The following is a 13,158-nucleotide window of genomic DNA, read 5'->3' as shown; positions in this document are numbered from 1 at the left end:
GGGCCCGCCGATTCCCGGAGCCGGGCGGCCCCGGAAGGGGGCGGGGGTCCGGGGGCGCAGTCCCCGGTTTCGGGAAGGGGAGGGGCCAGGGGGAAAGCCCCCCCTCAGGGCCGACCGGGGTCCTGGGGCCCGGGGCGCAGCCCCTGGTTTCGGGGCCCGCCGATTCCCGGAGCCGGGCGGCCCCGGAAGGGGGCGGGGGTCCGGGGGCGCAGTCCCCGGTTTCGGGAAGGGGCGGGGTGGGGCAAGAACCGGCCCCCACCCGCGCGGACGGACCGCCGGGCGCCGGGGCGTCGGAGGTCCGGGGGCGCAGTCCCTGGTGGGGGAAGAGACCCGGCGTCAGTTCGGCGGGTCTGCTGGGTGGGGGGCTACCAGGGGGAGGGAGGACGCCAGGCGGGCCTCGCACAGCTCCACCAGCCGGTCGTACCCCGCCTTGCCCATCAGCTCCGTCAGCTCCGGCCGGTACGACACGTACACCGGATCCCCGGCGCCATGCGCCGAAACGGCCGAGGTGCACCACCAGTGCAGGTCGTGCCCGCCCGGCCCCCACCCCCGCCGGTCGTACTCACCGATCGTGATCTGCAGCACCCGCGTGTCGTCCGGCCGGTCGATCCACTCGTACGACCGCCGCACCGGCAGCTGCCAGCAGACGTCCGGCTTGGTCTCCAGCGGTTCACGCCCCTCCCGGAGCGCCAGGATGTGCAGCGCACAGCCCGCGCCGCCCGCGAAACCGGGCCGGTTCTGGAAGATGCACGAGCCGTCGTAGCGGCGCGTCTGACGGTCGCCGTCCTCGTCCTCCTGCACCCACCCCCCGGTGTGCCCCTCGTCGTGGAACTGCCAGACCTCCGGGGTCAGCCGGGACATATGGCGGGCGACCCGCGCCTCGTCCTCCTCGTCCGAGAAGTGCGCGCCCAGCGTGCAGCAGCCGTCGCTCGCACGCCCGGCCTGGATGCCCTGGCAGCCCTGGCCGAAAATGCAGCTCCAGCGCGAGGTGAGCCAGGTCAGGTCGCAGCGGAAGACCTGCTCCTCGTCGGCGGGGTCGGGGAATTCGGCCCAGGCGCGGGCGAAGTCCAGGCCGACCTCGTCCGCGGGCGGCTCCGCCGGGGACGGGACCTGCTCCGGCTCCGGGGCGTTCTTCCGGCCTTTGTCCTGCTTCGCCTTTTTCGTCGTTGCCACGGTGCAAGGGTATGCCCCCGGCGTAAACGCCCCGGGGACGGGATCCCGTGCATGGCCACACCGGCCGCACAGTAGCGTTCTGGCCATGAGACTCGGTGTCCTCGACGTGGGTTCGAATACGGTCCATCTGCTGGTGGTGGACGCACACCAGGGCGCCCGCCCGCTGCCCGCCCACTCCCACAAGGCGGAACTGCGGCTGGCCGAACTCCTCGACGGCGACGGAGCCATCGGCTCCGAAGGCGTCGACCGCCTGATCGCGGTGGTCAAGGAGGCGCTGGAGGCGGCCGAGGACAAGGGCGTCGAGGAGGTGCTGCCGTTCGCGACCTCCGCCGTCCGGGAGGCCGCCAACGCGGACGGCGTCCTCGCCCGGGTCGCCGAGGAGACCGGCGTACGGCTGCGCGTGCTCAGCGGCGAGGACGAGGCCCGGCTCACCTTCCTGGCCGCCCGCCGCTGGTGCGGCTGGTCGTCGGGGAGGCTGCTGCTCCTGGACATCGGCGGCGGCTCGCTGGAGATCGCGTACGGCCTCGACGAGGAGCCCGACGCGGCCGTCTCGCTGCCGCTGGGCGCGGGCCGGCTCACCGCCGGCTGGCTGCCCGGCGATCCGCCCGACGCGTCGGACATCCGCACCCTGCGGCGGCACGTACGCACCGAGATCGCCCGCGTCGTCGGCGACTTCAGCCGCCACAGCACACCGGACCAGGTGGTCGCCACCTCCAAGACCTTCCGGCAGCTGGCCCGGATCGCGGGCGCGGCGCGCTCCGCCGAGGGCCCGTACGTGGAGCGCAGGCTCACCCGCGAGGCGCTGGAGGAGTGGGTGCCCCGGCTGGCCGCCATGCCCGCCGCGGCCCGCGCCGAGCTGCCCGGGGTCTCCGAGGGGCGCGCCCCGCAGCTGCTGGCCGGGGCGCTGGTCGCCGAGGCCGCCATGGATCTGTTCAAGGTCGACGTGCTGGAGATCTGCCCGTGGGCGCTGCGCGAGGGCGTCATTCTGCGCCGCCTGGACCACCTGCCCACCTGACGTGATCGGGTCTGCCCGAATGACGTGATCGGCAGTCGCGGTTTAGTCGCACAGAGCAGCGGCCGTACGCTGTCCCTCGTGACAGAGCCAGTGGTGCGCATCCCGGATGCGAAGGTCGCCCTGTCCACCGCCTCGGTCTATCCGGAGTCGACGGCGACGGCCTTCGAGATCGCCGCGCGGCTGGGCTACGACGGTGTCGAGGTCATGGTGTGGACCGATCCGGTCAGCCAGGACATCGAGTCGCTGCGCCGCCTCTCGGATTATCACGGGGTGCCGATCCTTGCCGTGCACGCGCCATGTCTGCTGATCACTCAGCGGGTGTGGTCCACCGACCCATGGGTCAAGCTGCAGCGGGCCAAGGCGGCGGCAGAGCGGCTGGGCGCGTCGACCGTCGTCGTCCACCCGCCGTTCAGATGGCAGCGCGGTTACGCCCGCGAGTTCGTGAGCGGAATCTGGCGGATGGCGGACGAGACCGACGTGCGGTTCGCGGTGGAGAACATGTTCCCGTGGCGGTACCGCGACCGCGAGATGCTCGCGTACGCGCCGGACTGGGACGTCACCAAGGACGACTACCGGCACTTCACGATCGACCTCTCGCACACCGCGACCTCCCGTACGGACGCCCTGGACATGGTGGACCGGATGGGCGACCGGCTCGCCCATCTCCACCTCGCCGACGGCCAGGGCTCCAACAAGGACGAGCACCTGGTGCCGGGGCGCGGCTCCCAGCCCTGCGCGGAGCTGCTGGAACGTCTCGCCAGGACCGGCTTCGACGGCCATGTGGTGGTCGAGGTGAACACCCGGCGGGCCATGTCCCAGGCCGAGCGTGAGGCCGATCTCGCGGAGGCGCTGGCCTTCACCCGGCTCCATCTGGCCTCCCCGACCCCGGCCTCCCGGGCGGGCCGGGCGGTGCGCCGGAAGTGACACCAGCCACACCCCCGCCGTCCGCCGGGCCGCCGCCCCCCGCCGGTCCCCGCCGAGGCCGCGGCCGCCCCGCCCGCGGCAGCGCGGCCGACGGCCCCGGGGCCCGCGACCGCATCCTGACCGCGGCGCGCAACGAGTTCGCCGAGCGCGGCTACGACAAGGCCTCGATCCGCGGCATCGCGAAGGCCGCCGAGGTGGACCCGGCGCTGGTCCACCACTACTTCGGCACCAAGGACCAGGTCTTCGGCGCCGCGATCGAGCTGATCCTGGCGCCCGCCATGGGCGCCCCGGAGGCGGTGCACAGCGGCGGCCGGGAGGGCGCGGGCGAGCGGATGGCCCGCTACTTCTTCGCCACCTGGGAGAACCCGGTCACCCGGCTGCCCCTGCTGGCGGTGATGCGCTCCGCGCTCACGAACGAGGCGGCCGCCGCCGTCCTGCGCGGGATGATCGAGCGGCGGCTGCTGCTGCGGATGGCCCGCGACCTGGACGTACCGGACCCGAAGTTCCGCGCCCAGCTCGCGGCCGCCCAGATCCTCGGGATCGCGATGCTGCGGTACGTGATCAAGATGGAGCCGGTGGCCTCGGCGACCGTCGAGGAGATCATCGCGATGGTGGGTCCGACGCTCCAGCGGTACCTCACCGAGAAGTGATCAGCGATTCCACACTGTGAGCCGCCCGTCTCTGGATCCGGACACCCCATCGGGATTCGCGCCCCACAGGCGTAGAGTCAGAAGACTCCGATCCGATACACCAGGTCCGATTCGCCGGACGTACTTACGAGGGAGCCGAGCACCGTGCCCGAGCTGAGGTCTCGCACCGTCACCCACGGCCGCAACATGGCGGGCGCGCGCGCCCTTATGCAGGCTTCCGGCGTAGCGCGCGAGGACTTCGGCAAGCCGATCGTCGCCGTGGCCAACAGCTTCACCGAGTTCGTGCCCGGCCACACCCACCTCCAGCCGGTCGGCCGGATCGTCAGCGAGGCGATCCACGCGGCGGGCGGCATCCCGCGCGAGTTCAACACCATCGCCGTTGACGACGGCATCGCGATGGGCCACGGCGGGATGCTCTACAGCCTCCCCTCCCGCGACCTGATCGCCGACTCCGTCGAGTACATGGTCGAGGCGCACTGCGCGGACGCGCTGATCTGCATCTCCAACTGCGACAAGATCACGCCCGGGATGCTGATGGCCGCGATGCGGCTCAACATCCCGACCGTCTTCGTCTCCGGTGGCCCGATGGAGTCCGGCCGCGCGACCCTGGTCGACGGCACGGTCCGCAAGCTCGACCTGATCACCGCGATCTCCGAGGCCGTCAACGACAAGGTCTCGGACGAGGACATCGCCCGCATCGAGGACAACGCCTGTCCGACCTGCGGCTCCTGCTCCGGCATGTTCACCGCCAACTCGATGAACTGCCTCACCGAGGCGATGGGCCTCGCCCTGCCGGGCAACGGCTCGGTGCTGGCCACCCACACCGCCCGCAAGGAGCTGTACGAGACGGCCGGGCGCACGGTCGTGGAGATCACCAAGCGCCACTACGAGCAGGACGACGAGACCGTCCTGCCGCGCGCCATCGGCTCCCGCGCCGCCTTCGAGAACGCCATGGCCCTCGACATCGCCATGGGCGGCTCCACCAACACGATCCTCCACCTGCTGGCCGCCGCCCAGGAGGCCGGTCTCGACTTCGACATGCAGGCGATCGACGAAATCTCCCGCCGGCTGCCCTGCCTGTCCAAGGTCGCGCCCAACATCGCCCCCGGCGGCGTCTACTACATGGAGGACGTCCACCGGGCCGGTGGCATCCCCGCCATCCTCGGCGAGCTGTACCGCGCGGGCCTGCTCAACGAGAGCGTGCAGTCGGTGCACTCCGACTCGCTCGCCGACTGGCTCAAGCAGTGGGACATCCGCGGCGGTTCGCCGTCCGCCGAGGCCGTCGAGCTGTTCCACGCCGCCCCCGGCTGCGTCCGCTCCGCGACCGCCTTCTCGCAGTCCGAGCGCTGGGACACCCTGGACACCGACGCCGAAGGCGGCTGCATCCGCGACGTCGCGCACGCCTACTCCACCGAGGGCGGCCTGGCCGTCCTCTACGGCAACCTCGCCGAGGACGGCTGCGTGGTGAAGACCGCGGGCGTCGACGAGTCGATCTGGACCTTCGAAGGCCCGGCCGTCGTCTGCGAGTCGCAGGAGGAAGCCGTCGAGCGGATCCTGAACAAGCAGGTCAAGGAGGGCGACGTCGTCGTCATCCGCTACGAGGGCCCCAAGGGCGGCCCCGGCATGCAGGAAATGCTCTACCCCACCTCCTTCCTCAAGGGCCGGGGCCTGGGCAAGGCCTGCGCGCTGATCACCGACGGCCGCTTCTCCGGCGGCACCTCGGGCCTGTCCATCGGCCACGCCTCCCCCGAGGCGGCCTCGGGCGGCACCATCGCCCTGGTCGAGGACGGCGACCGGATCCGCATCGACATCCCGGCCCGCACGATGGAACTCCTCGTCCCCGAGGAGAAGCTGGCCGCCCGCCGCGAGGCCCTCGGCGGCGTCTACGCCCCGAAGAACCGCGAGCGCAAGGTCTCCACCGCCCTGCGCGCCTACGCGGCCATGGCCACCAGCGCCGACAAGGGCGCGGTGCGGGACATCACCCAGCTGGGCTGATTCACCACCGCTCCGGATCCCGGGCGTCCACGGCGAACACCGTGCCGTCCGGGGCCGTGGCGAAGACCTTGCCCGCCGCCGCGACCGGCGCGGGCATCAGGGCCAGAAAGCCCTGGCCGCCGGAGCGGTCCGCGCGGGGGCGGGTCTGGCCGAGCAGGCGGCCGCGCCGCGTGTCCACGGCCAGCACCCGGCCGTCCGCCGACGAGAAGTACAGCCGCTCGCCCGAGGCCACCAGCGGTGAGGCGTTGGCCACCGAGGTCTCCATCCGCCACCGCTGGGCCCCGCGCGCGGTGTCGACGGCCACCAGCCCGCCGTCCTCGGCCAGCAGAAACACCCGGTCGCCCCGGACGGCGGCGCTGCTCAGGGACACCGGCACGGTCAGCTCGGACCGCCGCTCCGCCCGCCGCGCCGGATCGTACGAGACGACAGCGGCGGTACGGCTCCGGCTGTCGGCCTCGGTCAGGTGCAGGACCCCGTCCGGGCCCGCCCCGACGGGGGTGAGGGTGCCGGAGAGCGAGCGCTGCCAGCGCGTCGTACCGCGCACCGTGTCGATCGCCGTGACCAGGGAGCGCCGCCCGTCCGGAGCGGTGGTCAGGGCGTACGCGGTGCGGCCGTCACCGTACGAGAAGAAGCTCGGCTCCGCGTGCCCGGGCAGCAGATGGCTCCAACGTTCCCGGTCCGTCGTCCCGTTGACCGCCGTGACGGTGCCGTCCGCCGCGACCAGCAGCACTGTGCCGCCCGCGGAGTAGACCCGGCCGCCGTACGCGGACACCTCGCGGCTCCACCGCACCCGGTGGGTACGCGGCTCCAGCGCCTCCAGCCGCGCCCCGTCCGGGGACATCACCCGCACCAGACCGCCCGCCGGGACGGGCGCGCCGGTGGTCCCGCCGGGGCGGCTCGTCGTGGCGGGACGCGACCACACCACCCGGCCGTTGGCGGTGTCGATACGGGCGGCCTGGACGCCGCGCGCCGCGCAGTACAGCGCGCCGTCCCCGTACGAACAGGACGCGGGCCGCGCGCCCTTGGCCGCCGCCCCGGTCGCGCCGCCGCCGCGTAGCTCCCGCTCCCACGGCCGCCAGGCGGTGGTGGCGGTCGCGGCGCTGTTCTGCGGGTGCCGCTCCGTGGCGGACTCCCGCTCGTTCAGCTGGCGCAGCCCCACGACCGTGCCCGCACCCAGCAGGACGAGCGCGGCGAGGGCCGCCGGAACCCACCGCCGCACCCCCCGCCGCACCCGCGGCGCGGACTCCTCCGAGGCTTCCTCCGCCCCCGGCCCAGGCGCCACCTCGGCCTCAGGCGCCACCTCAGGCCCAGACAGAACAGCCTCATCCGCGACAACCGGCTCCGCCACAACAACCGGCTCCGCCACCCGCTGCGCCGGGAGGACCACGGGCACGGGCCCCCGCGCCTCCGGCGGCTGCGGCCCGCGCACCGCCCGCAGCACGGTCATCAGCGCGTCCGGCGTGGGCCGTTCCGCCGGGTTCTTGGCGAGGCAGCGCTCGATCAGCGGCAGCAGTTCGTCCGGCACCCCCGCCAAGTCCGCCTCGTCGTGCACCACTTGGTACGCCACGATGTACGGGCTCTCGGACTCGAACGGCCCCCGCCCCGTCGCCGCGTGCACCAGCAGCGACCCCAGCGCGAACACATCCGCCGCCGGACCCACCGCCCGTGGCCGCTGGAACTGCTCGGGCGCCATGAACGGCGGCGTGCCGATCAACTTGCCCGTCTCGGTGCGCAGTTCGCTGTCGGACGGCCGGGAGATCCCGAAGTCGATGACCTTCGGACCGTCCGCCGCGAGCAGTACGTTGCTGGGCTTCAGATCGCGGTGGACCACGCCCACCCGATGGATGTCGCGCAGCGCCTCCGCGAGCCCGGCCGCCAGCGCGACCACCTCGTCCGGCGCCAACGAGCCGTTCCGCTTGACGTGTTCGGCCAGTGTCGGGCCGGGGATGTACGTGGTGGCCATCCACGGCCGTACGCCCTCCGGGTCGGCGTCCACGACGGGCGCGGTGAACGCCCCGCTGACCCGCCGCGCGGCCGCCACCTCCTGCCGGAACCGCGCCCTGAACTCGGGGTCTTCGGAGAACTCGGCATGGATGACCTTCACCGCGAGCCGTCGCCCGGACGCCGAGCGGGCGAGGTGGACCACGCCCATGCCACCCGCGCCGAGGCGTGCCTCAAGCCGGTACTGCCCGGCGTACTCCGGATCTTCCGCTTCTGGCCCCGTACCGGCTCCGCGCACCGGCGGCATGCCCCACCCCCGTGAATTCGGCCGCGTCAGCGACTCGGCGAGCCTAGTCGATGACACGTACGAGACTCGTTAACCTACGCATGTCGTGTCACTTAATCCGACATGTGCACTACGTCGGAACGAAGTTCAACGGGGGAGGGCCACATGGCCATGGAAGACACTGTCGCGCAAGCCGTCACCTATCCGACCGCGCCGGGCTACCAGGTGAACGTCCGCAGCGGTCCCGGCACCGGCTACACGCTGGTCAAGAAGCTGCCGGTCAACACCCGCGTGCCGATCCGCTGTCAGACGCACGGTCAGCGGGTGTCCGGTCCGTACGGCTCGACGGACATCTGGGACTGCATCGCCCCGGGGCAGTACGTCTCCGACGCGTACGTGAAGACGGGCAGCGACGGCTTCGTCGCCGTCGCCTGCGGCTGAACCGGGCGCCCGGCGACCCGGTGAAAAGCCCCGGGCCCCCGGCGCGGGATGCGCCGAGGGCCCGGGGCTGGGCTGTTCGGGTCAGTCGCTACGCCAGTACTTTGGCGTCGGCTTCGGCTTCGCTGGTCTCCGCATGGCGGACGACCGCGTTGTGCCGCTCGGTCCAGGTGGCCAGCGCCATCTCGCACGCGTGGTCCACATGGCGCAGTCCCCTCAGGTCCAGCTCCACGGTCCGCTCACGGGGCAGCCCCTCCAGCTCGTCGAGCAGCTTGGGCAGCCGGAGGAAGGTCGCGTTGCCGAGCACCCGCACCTTGATGGGCTGGTCGTCGGCGGCGTCGCGGCCCTTGACGTCGATGTGGACGTGCGAGGTCTCCCAGGCGGTCTTGGCGACCGACATCAGCAGACCGATGATGACGCCCTCGAACATGTTGGTGATGACGATGGCCCCGGCGGTCACGATCAGGATGATCGCCTCGCCCCGGCGCTCCCGCCACAGCGGCAGCAGGTCCTTGGTCGGGATCAGCTTCCAGCCCGCGTGCACCAGCACACCGGCGAGCGTCGCCACCGGGATGATGCCCAGCGCGGACGGGAAGAGCACCGCGAAGACCAGCAGCCACACACCGTGCAGGATGCGCGAGAGCTTCGTCTTGGCACCGGCGGAGACGTTGGCCGAGCTGCGGACGATCACCGCGGTCATCGGCAGCGCGCCGAGCACACCGCACACCGCGTTACCGGCGCCCTGCGCCATCAGCTCCTTGTCGTAGTCGGTGCGCGGGCCGTCGTGCAGCCGGTCCACGGCCGCCGCACTGAACAGGCTCTCCGCCGAAGCGATCAGGGTGAACGCGAGAATGGTACCGATCACACCCACTTCGGCCATCTGGGTGAACTGGTCCAGGCCGGGGGGCTGGATGGCCTCCACCAGACCCTTGACCTCGACGCGGGCGACCGGCAGATCGAAGCTCACCGTGGCGATCGTCGCGAGGGCGACCGCGGCCAGCGGGGCGGGCAGCACCTTGGCGCCCTGACGGAAGCGCGGCCAGAAGACCAGGACCAGGATGGTTCCGACGCCGATGGCCACGGCCGTGAGCGCGTCGCTCGACCCGGCCACGTCGCCGACCAGCTCAGGAATCCCGAAGATCTTGTCGAGCCCGCTGCTCGGGGCCTTGGCGTCGGCGAGCGCGTAGAGCTGCCCGGCGATCAGTACGAGGCCGATACCGGCCAGCATGCCCTGCACCACGGCGAGCGAGATCGCCCGGAACCAGCGGCCCAGGCCGAGGGCGCCCATGCCCAGCTGGAGCAGTCCGGACACCAGGACGAGCACACCCAGCGCCGCGACGCCGTATTCCTGGACCGCCTCGTAGACCAGCACGGTCAGACCGGCGGCGGGTCCCGACACCTGCAGGCTGCTGCCCGGCAGGAAGCCGGTGACCAGACCGCCGACGATGCCGGTGATCAGGCCCAGCTCGGCCGGGACGCCGGAAGCGACGGCCACGCCCACGCACAGGGGCACGGCCACCAGGAAGACGACGAGAGACGCGGTGAAGTCCGCGCGGAACGTCCCGCCGCCGGGGGAAGCGCCGTCGGCGCCACCGGCGCCGCCGCGCATTCGGGAGAGAAGAGAGTTTCGCATGAGGGTTGCCTCCAGTGCGCCCCGTCACCGGCTCTGGGCAGGCGGGGGCACGGCATAGCACTTCGTCAGTGGGATCGATGGAATCGGTCGCTGGCGGTGAAGCTCGCTCGCTCACACAAAGGGTGAGAAAGCGTGAAACGTGACGCGCTTGGGCGTACGGAATAGGCCGTCACGGGCCGTCGGCATATGACGGCTCGGCGGCGCAGCCCTCAGCAGCGGAAAATCTGGAGGATGACGGGCAACTCGCCCGATCTCGAAACCGGTACGGCCTGTCGGCCTGTCAGGGATTCGTTGATCGCGGTGCGCGGCAGCCGCACCCCCGCGTCGCATCCGCACACACATCCGTATTTGCCGCTCGGTGTGGGCGCGGTCAGCGGTGCTCGTCCGTTACGGAGCCCCTTGCAGTCCTCCACCCCGCTGTCATGGTGGGTGGAGAGAGCCTTGATGATCGGCTTGGGGTCGGCGGACGCCGTCGAGGTGATCGTCTCGGGATGGGTGACCTGCGCTGACGCGGTGTCCGCGGCGATGAAGAGGGCGAGCAGTACGGATACCACTGCTAGCAGTCCACGAGCGGTATGCCGGACCGTCCTCACCATCGCCTCCCTCCGCTACGTATCGACACTCAACTCCATTGTGTCCAGAAGGCCGTGACCATTTGCAAGTCGATATGTAACCAACTTGTGAATAGAGAGGCGTCGAACAGGACGGGTTCCTTCCGGTCGCCCCGGCGGACGCCAGCGCTCGCAAGCGATCGGGTCACGCCGGGTCACCCGATCGCCTTGCGGAAAATATTATTCATCGAACAATGAATAACGCGCGGCGCGTCGCGCGGCCCCCGGTGCGAGGATGAGAGACGTCCATCCATCGCAGCAACGCACGAGGTGAGCCGCACTATGACGGAGACGGTCGCCGTACTCGGCACGGGAAAGATCGGCGAGGCCCTGCTCAGCGGAATGATCCGCGGTGGCTGGAAACCGACCGATCTGCTGGTCACCGCCCGCCGCCCGGAGCGCGCCCAGGAACTGCGGTCACGCTACGGCGTCGAGGCCGTCACCAACGCCGAGGCGGCCAAGGCCGCCGACACCCTCATCCTCACCGTAAAACCGCAGGACATGAGCACGCTGCTGGACGAGCTGGCCCCGCACGTGCCCGCCGACCGGCTGGTGATCTCCGGCGCGGCGGGCATCCCGACCTCCTTCTTCGAGGCCCGCCTGGCCGTCGGCACCCCTGTCGTGCGCGTCATGACCAACACCCCCGCCCTCGTCGACGAGGCCATGTCCGTCATCTCGGCGGGCAGCCACGCCCAGGAGGAGCATCTCGCCCACGCCGAGGCGATCTTCGGCGGCGTCGGCAAGACGCTCCGCGTCCCGGAGAGCCAGCAGGACGCCGCGACCGCCCTCTCCGGCTCCGGTCCCGCGTACTTCTACTTTCTCGTCGAGGCCATGACGGACGCCGGAATCCTGCTCGGGCTGCCCCGCGACAAGGCCCACGACCTGATCGTCCAGGCGGCGATCGGCGCCGCGACGATGCTGCGCGACAGCGGCCAGCACCCGGTCTCGCTGCGCGAGGCCGTGACCTCCCCCGCGGGCACCACCATCAACGCCATCCGCGAGCTGGAGAGCCACGGCGTACGCGCCGCCCTGATCGCCGCCCTGGAGGCGGCCCGCGACCGCAGCCGCGAGCTGGCCTCCGGCAACGGCTGACCTCTCAGGCCGACGGCAGCAGCCCCACCGCCGCATAGGCGGCGTCGACGCGCGGCCGGGCCAGCGCCCGGGCGCGCTCGGCCCCGGCCCGCAGCACCCCGTCCACATAGGAGGGGTCGGCGCTCAGCTCGGCGTGCCGGGCGCGGAGCGGCCGCAGCAGCTCCACCACCGCCTCGGCCACCGCGCCCTTCAACGCCCCGTACGAGGTGTACTCGTCGGCCAGCACCTCCGGCTTGCCCCCGGTGCACGCCGCGAGCACCTCCAGCAGATTCGCCACCCCGGGTCGCTCCTCCCGGTCGTACCGGACGTCGCTGCCGCTGTCCGTGACCGCCCGCATGATCTTCTTGCGCACGGTGTCCGTCTCGTCCAGGAGATAGACGATGCCCCTGCCCTCGCCGTGCGACTTCCCCATCTTCGACAGCGGGTCCTGCAGATCCATCACCCGCGCCGCCACCGGCGGAGGCGTCGCGCGCGGCACGGTGAAGACCGGCCCGTAGCGCTGGTTGAACCGCCGCGCCAACTCCCGGGTCAGCTCCACGTGCTGCGTCTGGTCGTCACCGACCGGCACCTCGTCCGTTCCGTACGCCAGGATGTCGGCCGCCATCAGGGCCGGATAGGTGAGCAGCGACAGCCGTACGCTCCTGTCGCGCGCCGACTCCTGCGCGACCTTCTCCTTGTACTGGATCATCCGCCGCATCTCGCCGTCGGAAGCCGTGCACTCCATCAGATAGGAGAGCCGGGCGTGTTCATCGACCTGGCTCTGGACGAACAGGGTGCACTGCTCCGGGTCCAGACCGGCCGCCAGGAACAGCGTGGCCGTCTGCCGGGACAACCGTCGGACCCGCGCCGGATCGTGTTCCACCGTCAGCGCGTGCAGATCGACGACGCAGAACAGCGCGTCGGCCCGGTACTGGTCCTCTTCTACCCACCGGCGCAGGGCGCCGAGGTAGTTGCCGAGGGTCAGATGCCCGGTCGGCTTCACCCCGCTGAAGATCCGGGGACGTGCCGTCGTGGTGTGTGCCATGGGTCTGCTCTCTCCCGCTGTCTCGGGACCGCCGGGCCGGACGGCCGGGTCCGCGAGGGGGAGGAGATATGCGAACGGCCGCCGGAGCGGCGGCCGTGGAAGTGCATGCGCTGGGGGCGGCCGCCGGTCAGGCGGGCCACCACTGTGCGATGTGCGCATGCTGCGTCATGCCTCTGAGCGTACGCCCCGCAGGGCGGCCCGGCACGGGTTTGAAGGCCGCCGGGGCGTCGTGTACTGTTCTTCGAGTTGTCACGGAGTCCGCAGGGAAACGGGGCAACACTTCGAGCCGCACCGGCGGCAAACCACTCAGCACGACCCCCAATCGGGAACGACTTCGGCATGCCGAAATCCGGAACGAAAAGCTCGATTATGAGCT

Annotated in this window: 11 protein-coding genes; 6 read left to right on the top strand and 5 right to left on the bottom strand. The window is 71.7% G+C overall.

Annotation, left to right across the window (positions count from 1 at the left end; genetic code table 11):
• Positions 1–336: 336 nt before the first annotated feature.
• Positions 337–1,173, bottom strand: coding sequence for a hypothetical protein (locus tag ACWC5C_RS36105; protein WP_450882574.1), 837 nt, complete (start codon positions 1,171–1,173; stop codon positions 337–339).
• 85 nt (positions 1,174–1,258) lie between these two features.
• Between ACWC5C_RS36105 and ACWC5C_RS36100 the strand changes: the two genes are divergently transcribed.
• The 4 genes from ACWC5C_RS36100 (at position 1,259) to ilvD (ending at position 5,757) form a co-directional block, all read left to right on the top strand.
• Entirely contained in the window at positions 1,259–2,188 is a 930-nt protein-coding gene (locus tag ACWC5C_RS36100) for a Ppx/GppA phosphatase family protein (protein WP_450882572.1), read from the top strand.
• A 78-nt stretch (positions 2,189–2,266) separates the two neighbouring features.
• Complete coding sequence (locus ACWC5C_RS36095) at positions 2,267–3,112, top strand: sugar phosphate isomerase/epimerase family protein (protein ID WP_450882570.1); 846 nt, start codon at positions 2,267–2,269, stop codon at positions 3,110–3,112.
• On the top strand, positions 3,109–3,762 hold the full coding sequence (locus tag ACWC5C_RS36090) for a TetR/AcrR family transcriptional regulator (protein WP_450882568.1): 654 nt from the start codon (positions 3,109–3,111) through the stop codon (positions 3,760–3,762). The genes ACWC5C_RS36095 and ACWC5C_RS36090 overlap by 4 nt, the downstream gene beginning before the upstream one ends.
• Before the next feature lie 144 nt (positions 3,763–3,906).
• The gene (gene ilvD / locus ACWC5C_RS36085; RefSeq protein ID WP_450882566.1) at positions 3,907–5,757 is read left to right on the top strand and encodes a dihydroxy-acid dehydratase; all 1,851 of its coding nucleotides are present in this window, start codon (positions 3,907–3,909) and stop codon (positions 5,755–5,757) included.
• A 1-nt stretch (position 5,758) separates the two neighbouring features.
• On the opposite strand, the gene ACWC5C_RS36080 is transcribed toward ilvD, so the two are convergent.
• A complete protein-coding gene (locus ACWC5C_RS36080; RefSeq protein WP_450882730.1) occupies positions 5,759–8,005 on the bottom strand; it encodes a protein kinase domain-containing protein in 2,247 nt (748 codons plus the stop codon).
• A 144-nt stretch (positions 8,006–8,149) separates the two neighbouring features.
• On the opposite strand from ACWC5C_RS36080, the gene ACWC5C_RS36075 reads away from it, so the two are divergent.
• Positions 8,150–8,425 carry an SH3 domain-containing protein gene (locus tag ACWC5C_RS36075; protein WP_450882564.1) on the top strand — a complete coding sequence of 92 codons (276 nt, stop codon included), beginning with the start codon at positions 8,150–8,152 and terminating at the stop codon, positions 8,423–8,425.
• A gap of 88 nt (positions 8,426–8,513) precedes the next feature.
• On the opposite strand, the gene ACWC5C_RS36070 is transcribed toward ACWC5C_RS36075, so the two are convergent.
• Both ACWC5C_RS36070 and ACWC5C_RS36065 read right to left on the bottom strand, forming a co-directional pair.
• Positions 8,514–10,031, bottom strand: coding sequence for a SulP family inorganic anion transporter (locus tag ACWC5C_RS36070; RefSeq protein ID WP_450882728.1), 1,518 nt, complete (start codon positions 10,029–10,031; stop codon positions 8,514–8,516).
• A 233-nt stretch (positions 10,032–10,264) separates the two neighbouring features.
• On the bottom strand, positions 10,265–10,609 hold the full coding sequence (locus ACWC5C_RS36065) for a hypothetical protein (protein ID WP_450882562.1): 345 nt from the start codon (positions 10,607–10,609) through the stop codon (positions 10,265–10,267).
• A 339-nt stretch (positions 10,610–10,948) separates the two neighbouring features.
• On the opposite strand from ACWC5C_RS36065, the gene proC reads away from it, so the two are divergent.
• On the top strand, positions 10,949–11,758 hold the full coding sequence (gene proC, locus ACWC5C_RS36060; RefSeq protein ID WP_450882560.1) for a pyrroline-5-carboxylate reductase: 810 nt from the start codon (positions 10,949–10,951) through the stop codon (positions 11,756–11,758).
• A 4-nt stretch (positions 11,759–11,762) separates the two neighbouring features.
• On the opposite strand, the gene trpS is transcribed toward proC, so the two are convergent.
• Complete coding sequence (trpS, locus tag ACWC5C_RS36055) at positions 11,763–12,782, bottom strand: tryptophan--tRNA ligase (protein ID WP_450882558.1); 1,020 nt, start codon at positions 12,780–12,782, stop codon at positions 11,763–11,765.
• Between the last annotated feature and the right edge of the window lie 376 nt (positions 12,783–13,158).

The sequence above is a fragment of the Streptomyces sp. NPDC001700 genome (assembly GCF_053596435.1).
This window is presented reverse-complemented; position numbering and strand designations above follow the sequence as displayed.

What these genes read in the sequence shown, in the direction of transcription:
- ACWC5C_RS36100 (WP_450882572.1), top strand. Translation starts at nt 1,259, where the DNA reads ATGAGACTCGGTGTCCTCGACGTGGGTTCGAATACGGTCCATCTGCTG.
- ACWC5C_RS36080 (WP_450882730.1), bottom strand. Translation starts at nt 8,005, where the DNA reads ATGCCGCCGGTGCGCGGAGCCGGTACGGGGCCAGAAGCGGAAGATCCG.
- ACWC5C_RS36075 (WP_450882564.1), top strand. Translation starts at nt 8,150, where the DNA reads ATGGCCATGGAAGACACTGTCGCGCAAGCCGTCACCTATCCGACCGCG.
- ACWC5C_RS36070 (WP_450882728.1), bottom strand. Translation starts at nt 10,031, where the DNA reads ATGCGCGGCGGCGCCGGTGGCGCCGACGGCGCTTCCCCCGGCGGCGGG.
- proC (WP_450882560.1), top strand. Translation starts at nt 10,949, where the DNA reads ATGACGGAGACGGTCGCCGTACTCGGCACGGGAAAGATCGGCGAGGCC.
- trpS (WP_450882558.1), bottom strand. Translation starts at nt 12,782, where the DNA reads ATGGCACACACCACGACGGCACGTCCCCGGATCTTCAGCGGGGTGAAG.